A 15,826-nucleotide genomic window follows, 5' to 3' on the forward strand; every position below is an offset into this window, starting at 1 on the left:
ATGAAAATAAAAAAAGTCTTTCTCTTGCTTTCTATGGCGGCTGGGGTTGCCTTTGCAGACCCGATTCCCGCTGAAGCGTTGACTCAGGGCGGTCTCCAGATGCGTGACCGACAGCTCCAGGATATTGGACTTGTGATGCGCGGTGGGCGTGGGGGCTATATTGATATTGGCTATACCTATACGCCTTCGTCTGAACAGTTGCAGCTCAAAAGCAAGTTCGGTGTCCACGACGGTTTTGCCTTTAGACACCATTACGGTATTTTCGGGAGCTGGGTGCTGGACTCGATTTCTCATTTGGGTTTCTTGACTTGGTATGAACGCGCCGGTTGGGATTCTCAGGACTTTTTCTTCTTCCCGCATTATGGCGATTTTGCCCATATTTCGTCGGTGCTCACGTGGGGCTTTTCTTACACGAACACGAAACTTGACGCAACCGTTGCATTGGGCTTGCAGCACCAGAATCTTGAAAAGGCGGGTTGGCGAGCTTATCCGGACGAAAGCGATTCGCTGTTGTTCTACTGGGGACACGCTCGTTATAAGAATGTGAGCTTCCAGGGAAGTTTCTATCGCAATACTTTCCAGACGCTTCGATTCTCTTTGGATTTGGAATCGCGAGAACTTTATGGTGGCGCTAAAAGCGGGTACAAGACTTATTTGCCGAATTTGAGTGCTACAGTTTATCGCCGTAAGGATAATGATGACGATAAAAACTTTGTCCGTTTGAACTGGGAACAGAATCTTTACAAACAAACTGTTTATGCCGATGTGTCTTATGACTTCCCGAAGGGTGGATTCCATTCGGCAACGTTGAAGTATTTCCCGGATCCTTCGCGTTTGATGGGCTTTGAGGCTTCTTGCTTGCGCCGTAATGAAATTGGCGGTTCCAGGGAATTGCTCTGGGGTGGAGCCATTGACTTCTTTATTCTTCGCTTGGCTTATAATTCTGCCTTTGATTACGACAACATGTTCCGTGCGAAGGGAACGTTCATTGCCGAATTCCATATTGATTTGGGCGCTTTCGAAGGCAAGTTCTTTGGTCGTGGGGCGGCGAAGGCGGCTCCGATGGAAACGTCGAATAAAACCTTTGATTTGAATAAATTTATGAAGGTTCGTGCTGAACAGCAAAATTTGGGTAATACGAAGGTTGATGCTCAGGGCAATAAGGTAATTGAGGCTAAGGGAATTCGCTACGAAAAAGTTGATGGTTCTGCAACTCAGGGAGGTAACTAATGAAATACTTGCGTTTGTTCCTTTGTCTGGTAGTGTTTTCTCTGACGGCTTGCATGAGCCACGTGTTTATTGATACGACGACGAGACTCCAGGTTGAAAACAAGACGGATGTTACGATTCTGGGACTCGATATTATTTCTGAAGATGGAACGTCTGTGCAGCCGTGGATTCGCGATGCAATTGAACCGGGCGAAAAGAGCAAGGTCGTCGAAGAAGACTGGGTTGGAACGTTTAAGGTCCGCGTGCGTTTTGACAAGTGGAATGGCGAAACTGAGAAAAGGTTTTCGTTATGTGCTGTTCTTATTACGGATCCAGATAAAAAGTCTGAAAAGGTGGCTCCTAATTTCGCGAATTTGCCAGAATCTGAAGTTATTGAAGAACTTGGTTATGATTGTGAGAAAAATGGTCGTAGCGAAGAAATTGCTACGTACGCCAAATTAACGCTCGACTTTGAAGGCGGCAGTCAGTACCTCATAGTCTCGCAAGACGAAAACGGGAATGTGGCGTTTAAGTTGAAATAAGTAATTAGTTGTTGGTCAGTAGTTTTTGGTTTAAAGTTTGGCGGCGTTGCCGCGATTATAAACAACTATTGACTAATGACTATAGACTAGAGACTGATAATAATTATTAAATTTTTGCTACAGTGCAGATAACTAAGTTAAAGATTTTTGGTTTTAAATCCTTCGCGCAGAGGACGGAAATTAACTTCCCGACGAAGGGTCTTACGGCTGTCGTTGGGCCGAACGGCTGTGGCAAGTCCAATATTACGGACGCCATCCGCTGGGTGCTCGGTGAACAGAAAGCAGCCGCACTCCGTATGGGCAAAATGCAAGACGTGATTTTTAGCGGTACCGAAGAACGTGCCGCTATGAGTCTTGCCGAAGTTTCTATTGTCATCGACAACAGCGATGGCACTCTTGCTTCTGATTATTCCGAAGTCATTGTGACGCGCCGTGTGCACCGCGATGGTTCGGGCGAATACCTCATCAATAACCAGGAATGCCGTTTGCGTGATGTTCACGCCTTGCTCTTTGACTCGGGTCTTGGTTCCAGTACGTATTCGCAGATGAACGCTGACATGATCAAGGCGGTTCTTTCGGACAAGGCGGATGATCGCCGAGTGCTCTTTGAAGAAGCCGCAGGTGTGAGCAAGTATAAACAGCAGCGCAAGGAAACGCGCCGCCAGCTCGAACGCGTGCAGATGGACATGGAACGTGTCGAAGACAACTTGCGCAGTGTACGCCGTTCTGTCCGTCTCTATGAAACTCAGGCCGAAAAGGTCAATGCTTACAAGAAATTAAATACACGCCTCCGCGAACTCGATTTGTCTGTCAGCTTAGACAAGTTTGAGGACTATAAGGAAGGTTTGGCCACGCTTGATTCTACGACCAAGCGCATGAACCACGAAGTGGAATCTTCTAAGACGCAGGCGACGGAATTGCAGGCTAAGATTGAAGAAAAGAAGCTTGCGATTAGCGAAGACGAAAATACTTACCGCGATTTGGAACGCAATGTCCAGGCGGCAACGATTGCCTTAAACGACCTGAACAACAACATCATGCGTTTGCGCGATTCCATGGCCGCTCTTGAATCTTCGAACGAAAAGGCTCAGGGCGAAATTGAACGCAGCGAACAGAAGTCGCAGGAACTCTCCGAAGAAAAAGCTCGCCTTGAAGAAGAAATTGCCGTTCTCGGTAGCGAAAACGACATGGACGAGCTGAATGCGCTTTTGGAACGTGAACGAGAAACGCTCCAGGTTATGCGCGACAAGGTCGATGACTTGCGTACGCAGTCCCGTGAACTTTCGAATGCTCGTTTGCAGGCCACAAACCGCGTGAACTCCCTCCGCGGGCGCTTTGAACGCATGGATGCTGAAGTCAACATGCTCCAGTCGAACATTGCGAAGTGGCAGACCGAAATCGAAGGCCTCGACAAGCAGAAGTCCGATGCCGAAGCGAACATCGCCGAAATCCAGGCGGGTATCGAAGACACGAATCGCGAAATTGAAAATCTCGAAGAACAGCGCGCCACGCGTGAAGAACGCTTGGAATCCGAACGTGCCGAACTCACCGAAGCGCAACAAAAATTGCAGGGCCTCAAGAACGAAGAAGCCCGCTTGCAGTCTAGAATTGACGTGCTCCAGAGCGTGATGAACGAAGGCTCGGATGCCAACCGTTACCTCAAGGAAAACAAGGCGAACCTCATTGGCGGTCTTGTTTCGGAACGTATCGAGGCTACGCCGGAATACGCATCGAGCGTCGAAGCCGCTCTCGGTGAAATTCTTGATTCTGTTGTCGTAAATGGCGACAGTGCCGTGAACGAAATTGTGGATGCGCTCAAGAGCGAAAACGTGGGCAAGGTGCTCATGTCGCTTGTTTCGAGTGCGGCTCCTGCTTACGATAAGCCGGTGAACAATCCGGGCGTTGTCGGTTCGCTTAAAGATTTTGTCAAGACGGATGATGAAGTTTCTCCGTGGCTCTCGGGAATCCTCTCGCGCTATTTTGTTGTAGATTCTTTGCAGACTGCGCTCAACTTGGCGAAGGAATACCGTGGCGAAAACTTGAATTTTGTCACCGCCGATACGATTGTGCGTACAAGCGGCCTTGTGTCGTTTGGCGTTTCGACGTCGGGGGCACTCTCCCGCAAGAACGAAATTGCAGATGCCGAAGCGCTTTTGGAAAAGGTCCTTGGCGATATTTCTGCCGGTGAAGAAAATGTGGACCGCTTGCGTGAATTGACCGAAGAAGACGCGCAAATGCTTTCGTCTTTGGTCGATGAAATCCGCGAAAAACGCGATTCTCTGCGTGGTGGCGATGCTTCTATCCGCATCCACAGAAATACGGTTGAAAACTGCACCCGTCGCTTGAACCAGTTGAATGGCGAAGTGACGAACGCGCAGAACAGAATTGATGCGGCGGCGCAGTCCAAGAACAGCGATGCGGAACTTGCCGAAGCCGAAACCGAAGTTGAAAAGGTCGAAGAACGCTACCAGACGATTTCGGACCAGCTCGGTGAAAACGAGACGATGCTTCGCGAAAAAGAAGAAGATGTCCGCGAACTCGAACGCAGTGTGCAAGACAAGACTTCTCGCTTAAAGCAGAACCAAAACCGCGTGGTCGCTATTGCCGACCAGATGGAGTTCTTGGACAATACGATTCGCAACCGCCGTGACGAAATCGAGAAGAATACAGTTTCTATTGAAAAGTTTGAGACGGATTGCAACAAGCTCTCTGACGAAGCGCAAGTGAAGGATAATGCGCTCCGTGAACTGGAACGCAACCGCGACCTTGCTCGTGAACGCTATGACCTCGTGAGCGGCGACCTTGAAGGATGGCGCGACGAAGTCAACCGCCTCCGCGATGACATGATTGAAAAGATGAAGGAACTGAATGACGTCGGCCGTCGTCAGGAATCCCTCCAGAATAATCTCGACCGCCTCCGTGAACGCATCACGAACGAATGGACTGTCGATTTGGACAATCCCGAAAACGTGGAACGCGTGGAATACACGCAGCCCGAAGCCGACCGCGAAATCCGTGAACTCCGCGGCAAAATCAAGGAACTGGGCCCGATTAACATCAACGTGATGGAAGATTACGAAGACGAAAAGAAGCGCCTCGAAGAAGTCGAAAAACAGTTCGACGACCTCGATCGCGCCCGTGCATCGCTCGACCGCACTATCACAAAGCTTGACGACATTGCCCGCCAGCGCTACCTGGATACGTTTGCACGCATCCAGAAGAACTTCCAGTTCGTGTTCAGTAAGCTGTTCCTCAATGGCGAAACGAAGATGAACCTCGTGGAACGCGTGGACGAAATGGGCAAGCCGATGGACATTCTCGATGCCGATATCGAAATCAACGTCCGCCCGACCGGCAAGAAAATGCGCGGTATCAAGGCGCTTTCCGGTGGTGAACACGCGCTTACTGCAACGGCGCTCCTGTTCGCTATTTACATGGAAAAGCCGTCTCCGTACTGCGTGCTGGACGAAGTCGACGGTCCGCTTGATGACGCTAACGTCGGTCGCTTTATGGCGCTCCTCCGTGAATTCAGTAAGCAGACCTTGTTCATCGTCGTGACGCATAACAAGCGTACCATGGCCGAAGCCGATATGCTCTACGGTGTGACGCAGGAAATCAAGGGTATTTCCCGCATCGCTAGCGTGCAGCTCGCCGACGCAACTAAGTTTGCTATATAGACCGCTCGGCTCTATCGCTGATGGAAAAATTCCTTCTTCGCCTCGCTCTCGTCACCACGGCACATTTGCTCAGTGCCGCTTGTGGCTCACGATGGCAGTGTCATCCTGAGCGAAGATGCGTAGCATCGTAGTCGAAGGATCCAGTAAAGTTTATGATTCTCTCGTCTTTCGTCTCTCGTCTGCCTTCTCTGAAAGGTTTCGCTCTCGCGGCTGCGTCCGCCATTTGCTACGGCACGAATCCGCTGGGCGCGTTGCATCTTTATGCACAAGGCTATTCGACAGAAACAGTCCTTGTTTATCGCTTTTTCACGGGGGCGATTATTCTTTTTGCAATAATGCTGTTGCAAAAAATGAGCTTTAAAATCAATGTTCGTGAATGCAAAATTCTCGTGGCATTCGGCTTCTTTTTCGCAATCAGTTCTCTGTTGTATTACGCCTCGTTCAAGTACATGGATGCAGGTCTTGCCTCAACGCTCCTTTTCTTGTATCCGCTTGAAGTGGCGGTTATCATGTCGCTATTTTTCAAAGAAAAAATGAAAAAGAGCGTGATTGCGTCTATTGCAGTTTCGATGGTGGGCGTCTCGCTTTTGTACAACGGTGATAAAGGCTTTTCTGTAAGTTCCATCGGTTGGCTGTTGGTCTTTATTTCGTCTTTTACTTACGCCATTTACATCGTCATGGCGAATCGTGTGAACCTCCAGATGGGCTCCGTGAAAATGACGTTTTACGCCATTTGCTTCTGCCTCGTGTTTTTGCTGCTTTATTCTGTGACGCTTGGCTCTGGATTTCCGCCGATTTTTACGCAGGCAAGTTCGTGGGGTTGGGGCTTTATGCTGGGCCTTGTGCCGACGGTGCTCTCGCTCATCTTCATGGTCAAGGCCGTGAAAATCATCGGCTCCACGCCCACGGCAATTCTTGGTGCTTTGGAACCCGTGACCGCTGTGACCATTGGCGTGACTGTATTCGACGAAACGCTAACGACTCGCATTATTGCGGGTATCGCCTTGATTCTCGGTTCTACCATGCTTGTGGCCGTGAAAAAGTAGAATAGTCGCACCGTAGGTGCCAAACTAAAATCTACTGACTAATGACTATTGACTAGAGTCCAATTACAAACAACTAAGTTCTATATAATACATTCTGACTTTTTTTGGTGTAGTTTTCCACGTCTATTCCCGTTTTTCTTGCATTTTTGCTCTCGTTTTTCTGTAAACAGATTTATAGTTTTATTTACATGAAAAATTTAGTCCAAACTCTTTTGCTTTCTTCGGTGGCGGCTCTGTTCGCATCATGCAATAGCTCAACATCTGGCCCGGAATCATTTCGGGAACCGATAAGTTACACTCCGGATGGCAAATGTACGATTGGATGGTCGGACACTAAAACGCAAGAACTGTTGGACTCATTGCGTGTTTTGTGCGATACCATTTTTGTCCGTAGTGTCGTGAATATTTATAAGGACACAGTTTACGATGATACCGTAATTACAGTCAATAAAAAGTACACCAGTTTTATTTACTTTGATCGTTATACGGAAAAAAACGATACGCTTGTCAGTCTCACTGCAGAAAAAAGCGGGGTATCAGGTCCTTGCGGTAGCGTGCCTATTTATTGCAATCTAGATTCTTCTGATGTAGAAAAGACGTTTAATTGCTCGCAGGCTGGCATTTGTTACATGTATAATCAGACAGATAATCTTGCAACGAGTTCTGCCGAGGTTGCTGTTGTTCGATTAATAACGAATGAGCCACTGTGCTCTGAACCGGGGTATCGCTGTGTGCGTGATACTGTTTTCCACGATGCTTTCCATACGACATATCGAACCATTGCCCGTGATACAACGTTTCTGAATTATGGTCCAACTGCATGGACGGATTATGTTCCTGCCATCAATGCGCCTGCTTTTGATACGGCTACATTCCGCAAAGCGTTGGACACTCTCGATACGCAAAAGCCAATCTTCGGAATAGATACTTTGTTCTCAGGATATACCATTACGGTGGATGGGTTGCCGGACTGGGCATCGAATAATACTAAATGTACGACGGTAGATTCTTCACGTATCTGTATTTATCAAGATATTCTTCGTCCAATATCAATGCTTACGACTTATCCCACGTCATATAACAAAAAACCGTTCTTTCTTTGGAATAGTCTTGAAGCACCTTTAGAAAAAGAAACCTTGATTACTTGGAAATTGAAATACAGGTATTATGATGGACATTATTTTAAAGGAAATAGCGACTCCTTGGAAATAACCACGCTCTTTAAGGGAATTTAGACTTTGGTCATTGGTTAATAGTCAATGGTTTTATAACCGCGCCATTGGCGCCAAACTTAAATCTACTGACTAAAGACTAATGACTAATAACTAAATTGTTATATTAGCAGCATGCTAAGTACATGTTCAATTTGCAAAAAGGAATTTAATGACAAGGTGGGGATGTCCCCGATGGAAAGTAACCTTGCCATCCGTTATCGCAATAAAATCGGCAATATTTGCCCCGATTGTCAGGCCGAAATCCGCAAGACAAAGCAGGGGCGGTGGCGGCTTTTCTTCTGGAATATGAAAGTAGCTCTTTATTGCTTGCGATTCCTCGCGCTGTTTGCGCTCCCGTTTATTGCACTAGTTGTTGTTCTTGCGCTTTACGTGCTGTAGCTTCTGCATACTTATGTAACAAAATCCCGCGGAAATCTCAATTTTTGCGGGCGTTTTTTGTATATATTATTTTAAAAGTTTTTCTACCGCAATGTATTATCCCCGCTTGACGGGCATCATGAGGTCTCATGTTCCTAGAAAAAATCAAGTCCCCTGCCGACGTGAAAGCGTTGGACATCAAGAGTCTCGAACAGCTTGCCGCCGAAATGCGCACAGCACTCCTTAAAAAGCTTTCTAAGCGTGGCGGTCACGTGGCGCCGAACCTCGGCTTTGTCGAAGGGACGATTGCGCTCCACTACGTTTTCGATTCTCCAAAGGACAAGATTGTTTACGACGTGAGCCACCAGAGCTACAGCCACAAAATGCTCACGGGCCGCGCCCAGGCGTTCTTGGAAGAATCGCATTACGGCGATGTGACGGGCTATAGCGAACCGACTGAAAGTGAACACGATTTCTTTATGGTGGGGCATACCTCTACGTCGGTGAGCCTTGCGCTTGGCCTTGCGACTGCTCGCGATGTGCTGCGTGAATCTGGCAATGTGATTGCTGTGATTGGTGACGGTTCCTTGAGCGGTGGCGAAGCTTTTGAAGGTCTTGATAACGCGGGCGAATATGCGACGAATTTTATCGTTGTGGTGAACGATAACGAAATGTCCATTGCCGAAAACCACGGCGGGCTTTACAAGTCCTTGGCGGATCTCCGCGCGACTGCGGGCAAGTCTGAAAACAATTACTTTAAGTCTCTTGGCTTTGATTACAAGTATCTTGAACAAGGTAATGATATCGCTTCGCTCATTGAAATTTTCAAGTCCGTGAAAAATTCGACGCGTCCGGTCGTAGTGCATCTGCATACGCAAAAAGGCCGTGGCTATTCCTATGCCGAACAGAACCGCGAAGGCTGGCATTGGGCGGCTCCGTTCAATATCGAAACTGGCGAAATCAACTGGGGCAGTGGCGAAAATTACGGTGAAATTCTAGGCCTTTACCTGATGGCAAAAATCAAGAGTGACCCGAAGGTTGTCGTGATTCATTCGGCTGTTCCGGCGGGAATTGGATTCCATGCGGCTCGCCGTAAGGAGGCGGGTAAGCAGTATATTGACGTGGGCATTGCCGAAGAGCATGCGGTAGCACTTGCATCCGGGCTTGCAAAGGGTGGCGCAAAGCCGATTTACAGTACCCATGGCACGTTTATCCAACGCACCTACGACCAGCTTTCGCAGGACTTGTGCGTGAACAATAATCCCGCTACGATTCTTGTGACGATGTCTGGTGCCGATGGCATGAACGATACGACGCACCTCTGCATCTTTGATATCCCGATGCTTTCGAACATCCCAAATTTGGTTTATCTTTGCCCGACATGCGTCGAAGAATTCAAGACGATGGCGGATTGGGCGATTGACCAGACGGAACATCCGGTGGCGATTCGCGTGCCGAACGCTGTACATCACCGCAGCGATATTTTCGAGAAGGATTACTCCAGACTCAACAAGTTTAAGGTCGTGCATCGTGGCGAGCGTGTGGCATTGATTGGTCTTGGCGATTTCTACCAGCGTGCCGCAGCTGTGGCGCTTGAACTGCGTCGCGAAGGCATTGATGCAACGCTTGTGAACCCGCGATATGCAAGCGGTGTGGATAAGGACTTGCTTTTGGAACTTGCAAAGACTCACGATGTGTTTGTCACGCTCGAAAATGGCGTGATCGAGGGTGGTTTTGGCCAAAAGGTCGCGACCTCTCTTGGCGATACAAGTGCGAAGGTGCTTGTGCGCGGGCTTTCTAAAGAGTTCTATGACAAGGTGAGCTTTGCGGATCTCTGTGATAAAAATCACTTGAATCCGTCGCAGGTCGCAAAAGACGTGATGCAGCTTCTATCGTAATGACCGAGCGTCGCTAATTTTAGTATTATGTAGCCATGAAAAAAGTTAAAATAATCGTCATGATTATTCCGCTGGTGCTTTTCTTTATCGCATCGGCGGTTTACGTGTATTTTGCGAATGCCGAAGCGTTGCACGATGTGATGTTGGATAGCACGTCAAAAATTGATGTGGATCCCGATATTATTGAAAAGTCCCTGTCTAAAGTGCAGGTGGACATGGAACTCGGCGAGCCTTTTAAAGTTTACCCGATTGAAACGAGCCCCGATAGCGAGGAAGTTTTCCGCTCGACGTTGATTGAGTATCCATTTGGGAGTTCTCCGCGCGCAGATTTGCAGAACAACATGAGCTTGCGTGGTATCATTTTGTACGTGCATGGCTACAACGATTACTTCTTCCAGAAGGAACTTGCTGAAAAGGCGGACTCTGCGGGCTTTGCGTTCTTTGCGATTGATTTGCACTATTGCGGACGCTCGTATGTGGATGGCGAACCGCGTGGTGACATGCGTAATATCAAGGAATTTTATGCCGAGCTTGATGTCGCTGTAGAACTCAGCAAAAAAATTGCCGTGGATGATTACGAGGAAGCGGAACGCGTTCCGTTTGTGATTGTGGCGCATTCCCAAGGTGGCTTGATTTCGTCACTTTACGTGAATGACCGTAGTGATGAACATTTTGCGGCACTTGTGCTCAACAGCCCGTTCTTGGATATGAACTTTAATTGGTTCCTGCGTAAAATTGGGCTTCCCATTATTGCGGACTTGTCCATCTTCTTGCCGGATTTTTCTGTCGGTTCTACGGGGAATCCCAACTATGCCTACTCCCTTTTGAAACATGAAAAAGGCGAATGGGAATACAACGAAAATTTGAAGAGTGAATCTCGTCCGGAACAATTTTTGGGTTGGCTTCGTGCGATTATGAATGGTCAAAAGCGAGTTCATTCCAAGCTTGATATTAAGTCTCCGGTGCTTGTGATGCATGGCGATTGCTCTGAAGATGGCGATGAATGGACGGACGATTACATGCATTGTGATGGGGTGCTGAATGTGGATCACATCCAGGAATGGGCTCCGAATTTGGGCGAAAAGGTGACGACGCGTACAATTCCCGATGGCTTGCACGACTTGTTCCTCTCTCGCAAGGATGTTCGCGACAAGGCATATCAAGAAGCATTTAGCTTTATTGATTCCCATGTAAAGAAGGATTAAATATTACGTCATTCTGAACCCCAAATGGGTGAAGAATCAAGCGCATATTTTATTTGATCTTAAAAAAACAGTTATCTTTTACTTTGTATTTTCAAGGAGTACGTAAATGAATAAATTATTGGCTATTTCTTTCTGTGCCATGTTGCTCACGACGGCTTGCAATTCTTCTGAAGAACCGAAGCCGCAGGCTGTTGCTAAAAAGGTCGAGGCTGTTCAGCCCGCCGCAGCTGTTGTTGAACAGAAAGTAGCTCCGATTACAACGGTGGATTGGCAGAAGGCTTTTGAAATGCATAAGACTGGTGCTGTCCTTATTGACGTGCGTACTCCGGCTGAAGTGGCTAAGGGCATGGCTGCTGCAACAGCTATCAACATTCCGCTTCAGGAAATGCCGCAGCGCTTGAGCGAATTCCCGAAGGATAAGGACTTGTTGATTTACTGCCGCAGTGGCAAGCGCAGCATGGCCGCTTCCAAGTTCCTCGTTGAAAACGGTTACACCCGTGTGTTCAACGTCGAAGGTGGCATCCTCGCTCTCCCGCCGCAGAACTAATTTTTTTGAATGACTCCAGAAATCACAAACTTCATGCAGTTTGCCTTAGAGCAAGCTTTCTTTGCGATTGGTGAGAGCCGCCCGAATCCGGCGGTGGGTGCCGTTATCGTCAAAGATGGAATTGTCGTGGGGAAGGGGCGCACGCAGCGTCCTGGGAGCGCTCATGCCGAAGTCATGGCATTACGTGATGCGGGTGAACTCGCTCGCGGAGCCTCTATTTTTGTGACTCTGGAACCTTGTTGCCATTACGGTCGTACGCCGCCTTGCACCAAGGCGATTATTGAAGCGGGGATCCAGAAAGTCTATTTCGCTCATTGCGATCCGAATCCCGTTGTGCATGGGAAATCTCGCAAGATTCTCGAAGAGGCGGGTATTGAAGTCCATGAAGGCGTGGACGCTTGCATTCTCGCTTGCGTCGAGGATTGCTCGAACGGTGAATCTTGTACGGAATGCCGCGTCTTTGAGTTTACGAGCTCGTTGCCGTTGGATAAAGTTTCTCGTGAAGCCGAAGGTCGTGCGGTCTTTGCCGAAGTGGAACGCTATTTTGAAGCGTATGATTATTTTGTACGCACCAAGCGCACCTTTGTGGAAGTCAAGTCTGCTGTTTCTCAGGATGGCTTTATGGGCTGCGTGGATAAGGCGGGGAACCATTTGCCGCTAGCAATTACAAAGCAAGGCGCGAACTGCTGGAATCACGAACTCCGTGCGATGAGTGATGCGATTCTCGTTGGCGCAGGGACGCTCCTTGCCGATAACCCGAGCCTTGACGTGCGTTATGCCGCAGGCAACAATCCTGTGAAAATTGTCTGGGCGGGACATCACGAATTTAGCGCCGATGAAATTTCACGTTTGAAAATTTTCAGTGAGAGCGATGCAAAGCCTATCGTATTTTCGTGCGTGGCACAACCGAAATTGCTGAACGTTGCGGAGTGCGTTATACTCTTAAACGATTCGTTTGCTGAAAATTGGTGCGCGATGGTTGATGACTTGTCTGCTCGTGGAATGCACCGCTTGATGGTGGAACCCGGCGCAGCTCTCGCTCGCGAACTTTTTAAAGACGAATCTCGCAATCTCTCGCAAACGCAAAATACGCAGCCTTTATGGAACCGCCTCGATCTTTGGCGTTCCACTGATTCTTCCGTTGATATCGCCCTTGAAAAACTCATCGAGTCTGGCGCCGTCAAGGCTGGTCTCGAATATCCCGAATTGCCGGCCAACATCGTCGCCAAGGAATCCGCTGTCATCGGCCCCGATGTACTGACCGTGTATTATCCGGGGTAGGCGAAAACTAATCCGCCTTTTCCCCTAGTAACTAGTAACTAATAACTAATAACTAACGCCATTTTTTCTACATTTGTGCTCGTATGTTTACGGGTATAATTCAAGCAACCGGCGAAATCATTTCCCTCGAAAATAGGGGAGACGCGCTTACCATGCGCATGAAGTCGCCGGGATTCTTCAAAAACAGCAAACTGGGCGACAGCATTGCCAATAACGGCGTGTGCCTCTCCGTTGAAAACTGTACCGATGACGAAGCAACGTTCTGTCTCATGCACCAGACCGTCGTGAATACGTCCTTCCTGCAGGCAAAAGTCGGGGATCTCGTGAATCTCGAGTATCCTTGTCGCGCCGATAGCTTTATGGGCGGTCACTTTGTGATGGGGCATGTGGACTGCACCACCGAAGTCTTGCGCGTCACTCCGCGTGAAACGGGCGTGGAAGTCGATTTGGCTCTGCCAGCTGACTTGCGCCGCTATGTCATCCGTCGTGGATCCATCACTTTGAACGGCATTAGCCTTACGGTGGCCGAAAAAGGGGAGGATTACATCCGCGTCTGCATTATCCCCGAGACCTTAGCCCGCACGAATCTCAGGAACTGGGTGCCAGGCACCGTGGTGAATGTGGAAGTCGATATGCTCGGCAAATATATTGAAAACTATCTAAAGGAACGTGACCTTGCTTAATACGATTGAAGAGGCCATTGAAGATTTCAAGAACGGTAAGTTCTTGGTCGTGGTTGATGACGAAGACCGTGAAAATGAGGGCGATTTCATTATCGCCGCCGAAAAGATTACTCCCGAAAAGGTGAACTTCATGCTCCACGAGGGGCGTGGCGTGCTTTGCTGCCCGCTTCCGATTTCTCGCTGCCGCGAATTGAATCTTACGCGTCAGACTGCCGAAAACACCTCCATGCTCGGCACTCCGTTCACCGTCATGGTCGATAAGCTCGAAGGCTGCACTACGGGTGTTTCTGCCCACGACCGTGCCGCAACGATTCAGGCTCTCGCCGATCCGAATTCCAAACCGAGTGACTTCGGTCGTCCGGGTCACATTTCTCCGCTTTACGCCCAGGAAGAAGGCGTTTTGCGCCGTGCAGGCCACACCGAAGCCGCAGTGGACCTCGCCAAGCTCGCCGGTCTCCGCCCGGCTGCCGCTCTCATCGAAATCATGAACGAAGACGGCACGATGGCTCGTATGCCGCAGCTCCAGGAAGTCGCCAAGAAGTTCGACCTCAAGATTATCTCCATCCGCGACTTGATTGACTATCGCCTGAAAACGGAAAAGCTTGTGCAGCGCGTGGCCGCTCCGCACGTTTCGACCAAGTACGGCGACTTCACGGCTTATGCCTACCGCAGCAAGACCGATGGCGTCGAACATGTGGCCTGGGTTGCCGGTAATCCAGACTTCAGTAAGCCGGTTTATGTGCGCGTTCACAGCGAATGCCTCACGGGCGATATCTTTGGTAGCCTCCGTTGCGATTGCGGTGACCAGCTTGCCGCAGCCATGAAGTTCATTGGTGAACATGGCGGCGTGTTCCTCTATATGCGCGGTCAGGAAGGCCGTGGCATTGGTCTTTGCAACAAGCTCCGCGCTTATGAATTGCAAGAAAAGGGTATGGACACGGTCGAGGCGAACCTCCACCTTGGGTTCAAGTCCGACTTGCGCCAGTACGGTACGGGCGCCCAGATTTTGGCAGACCTCGGCGTGAAGGAAATGCGACTCCTCACGAACAATCCGAGCAAGATTTCTGGCATTTCCGCTTACGGTCTCAAGATCGTGGAGCGCGTGCCTATCGAAATCAAGCCCAACAACATCAACCGTTTTTATCTGCGCACCAAGAAAGAAAAGATGGGCCACGAGCTCCATCTCGACAATGCAGATCATGGCGCTGCCGAAGTTTTAGATGAAGGAAAATAAGATGAAAGAATTCAAAAATTCCCTCAATGGTTCTGGTTTGAAGGTCGCGATTGCCGTCGCCCGCTTCAATGAAGTGGTGACCGACCGCCTCCTCGAAGGCGCAGTCCGCGAACTCGAAACGCTCGGCGTCGATAGCGATGATATCGCTGTGGCTCATGTGCCGGGCGCTTTTGAACTGCCGGGCCTCTGCCGCAGATTTGTGGATTCTGGCAAGTACGATGCCGTGATTGCTCTCGGTGCCGTTATCCGTGGCGAAACAGGGCATTACGACGTTGTCGTGAACAATTCTACGGGCGGAATCGCATCGCTCGCTGCCGAAGGCAAGGTCCCGGTGATTCTCGGAATCTTAACGACCGACACGGTTGACCAGGCGATGAACCGCGCAGGTCTCAAGGCTGGTAACCTCGGTTGCAACTGGGCAAGAACTGCCGTTGAAATGGTAAATCTTTACAAGCAGATTGGAAAATAATTATGGCACAAGTAAGTTTTAGACCTGCTCGCGTCTTTGCGATGCAGTTGCTTTACGCAATGGAAATTTCTGGCGGTACGGTTGCTGATGCTCTCCCGGGCGTTTTGGAAGCCCAGCCGCTCCAGGACAACATGAAAAAGTACGGCATGAAGCTTGTCGACTTGGTCCTTGCTCACAAGGCCGAACTCGATTCCGAAATCGAAGCCTGCTCCGCTCATTGGGGAATTGAGCGCATGGCGACTCTCGATAGGATTGTGCTGCGCATCGCGATGGTTGAACTTTTGTATGTTCCTGAAATCCCGATGAAGGTGGTCATCTCTGAAGCCGTTCAGGTTGCCGCCAAGTTCAGCACGGATTCTTCGGGCACGTTCGTGAACGGACTCCTCGCCGGATTCTTGCAGAAGCGTGGCATGGTTGCAAACAATACTAAGAAGGATGCTTAA

14 protein-coding genes are annotated in these 15,826 nt (G+C 49.2%); all 14 read left to right on the forward strand.

Going from position 1 to position 15,826, the window contains the following annotated elements; all coding sequences use genetic code 11:
* The 14 genes from BUC30_RS06570 (at position 1) to nusB (ending at position 15,826) form a co-directional block, all read left to right on the forward strand.
* Positions 1-1,230, forward strand: a complete 1,230-nt coding sequence (locus BUC30_RS06570; RefSeq protein ID WP_073424107.1) for a hypothetical protein — start codon at positions 1-3, stop codon at positions 1,228-1,230.
* Positions 1,230-1,751: a hypothetical protein gene (locus tag BUC30_RS06575; protein ID WP_073424108.1), complete on the forward strand. Its 522-nt coding sequence runs from the start codon at positions 1,230-1,232 to the stop codon at positions 1,749-1,751. The genes BUC30_RS06570 and BUC30_RS06575 overlap by 1 nt, the downstream gene beginning before the upstream one ends.
* A 122-nt stretch (positions 1,752-1,873) precedes the next feature.
* Positions 1,874-5,428, forward strand: coding sequence for a chromosome segregation protein SMC (smc, locus tag BUC30_RS06580; RefSeq protein WP_073424109.1), 3,555 nt, complete (start codon positions 1,874-1,876; stop codon positions 5,426-5,428).
* 152 nt (positions 5,429-5,580) lie between these two features.
* Positions 5,581-6,474 (forward strand): DMT family transporter, encoded by an 894-nt coding sequence (locus tag BUC30_RS06585; protein ID WP_073424110.1) that lies wholly within the window; start codon positions 5,581-5,583, stop codon positions 6,472-6,474.
* A 188-nt stretch (positions 6,475-6,662) separates the two neighbouring features.
* Positions 6,663-7,709: a hypothetical protein gene (locus BUC30_RS06590; RefSeq protein ID WP_073424111.1), complete on the forward strand. Its 1,047-nt coding sequence runs from the start codon at positions 6,663-6,665 to the stop codon at positions 7,707-7,709.
* Between the two features lie 111 nt (positions 7,710-7,820).
* The gene (locus BUC30_RS06595; protein ID WP_139260800.1) at positions 7,821-8,087 is read left to right on the forward strand and encodes a hypothetical protein; all 267 of its coding nucleotides are present in this window, start codon (positions 7,821-7,823) and stop codon (positions 8,085-8,087) included.
* A 128-nt stretch (positions 8,088-8,215) separates the two neighbouring features.
* Entirely contained in the window at positions 8,216-9,964 is a 1,749-nt protein-coding gene (locus tag BUC30_RS06600; RefSeq protein WP_073424113.1) for a 1-deoxy-D-xylulose-5-phosphate synthase, read from the forward strand.
* A gap of 35 nt (positions 9,965-9,999) precedes the next feature.
* Positions 10,000-11,169 carry an alpha/beta hydrolase gene (locus tag BUC30_RS06605; protein WP_244536523.1) on the forward strand — a complete coding sequence of 390 codons (1,170 nt, stop codon included), beginning with the start codon at positions 10,000-10,002 and terminating at the stop codon, positions 11,167-11,169.
* A gap of 106 nt (positions 11,170-11,275) precedes the next feature.
* Positions 11,276-11,716, forward strand: a complete 441-nt coding sequence (locus BUC30_RS16305) for a rhodanese-like domain-containing protein (RefSeq protein ID WP_073424114.1) — start codon at positions 11,276-11,278, stop codon at positions 11,714-11,716.
* A 9-nt stretch (positions 11,717-11,725) separates the two neighbouring features.
* Positions 11,726-12,997 carry a bifunctional diaminohydroxyphosphoribosylaminopyrimidine deaminase/5-amino-6-(5-phosphoribosylamino)uracil reductase RibD gene (ribD, locus tag BUC30_RS06615; RefSeq protein WP_073424115.1) on the forward strand — a complete coding sequence of 424 codons (1,272 nt, stop codon included), beginning with the start codon at positions 11,726-11,728 and terminating at the stop codon, positions 12,995-12,997.
* Positions 12,998-13,080: 83 nt separating this feature from the next.
* Complete coding sequence (locus tag BUC30_RS06620) at positions 13,081-13,680, forward strand: riboflavin synthase (RefSeq protein ID WP_073424116.1); 600 nt, start codon at positions 13,081-13,083, stop codon at positions 13,678-13,680.
* Positions 13,667-14,914, forward strand: coding sequence for a bifunctional 3,4-dihydroxy-2-butanone-4-phosphate synthase/GTP cyclohydrolase II (locus BUC30_RS06625; protein WP_014547327.1), 1,248 nt, complete (start codon positions 13,667-13,669; stop codon positions 14,912-14,914). The genes BUC30_RS06620 and BUC30_RS06625 overlap by 14 nt, the downstream gene beginning before the upstream one ends.
* A 1-nt stretch (position 14,915) precedes the next feature.
* Positions 14,916-15,383 (forward strand): 6,7-dimethyl-8-ribityllumazine synthase, encoded by a 468-nt coding sequence (gene ribH, locus BUC30_RS06630; RefSeq protein ID WP_073424686.1) that lies wholly within the window; start codon positions 14,916-14,918, stop codon positions 15,381-15,383.
* A gap of 2 nt (positions 15,384-15,385) precedes the next feature.
* Positions 15,386-15,826 carry a transcription antitermination factor NusB gene (gene nusB, locus BUC30_RS06635; RefSeq protein WP_014547329.1) on the forward strand — a complete coding sequence of 147 codons (441 nt, stop codon included), beginning with the start codon at positions 15,386-15,388 and terminating at the stop codon, positions 15,824-15,826.

It is taken from the genome of Fibrobacter sp. UWB7 (genome assembly GCF_900142945.1).
GTDB lineage: Bacteria > Fibrobacterota > Fibrobacteria > Fibrobacterales > Fibrobacteraceae > Fibrobacter.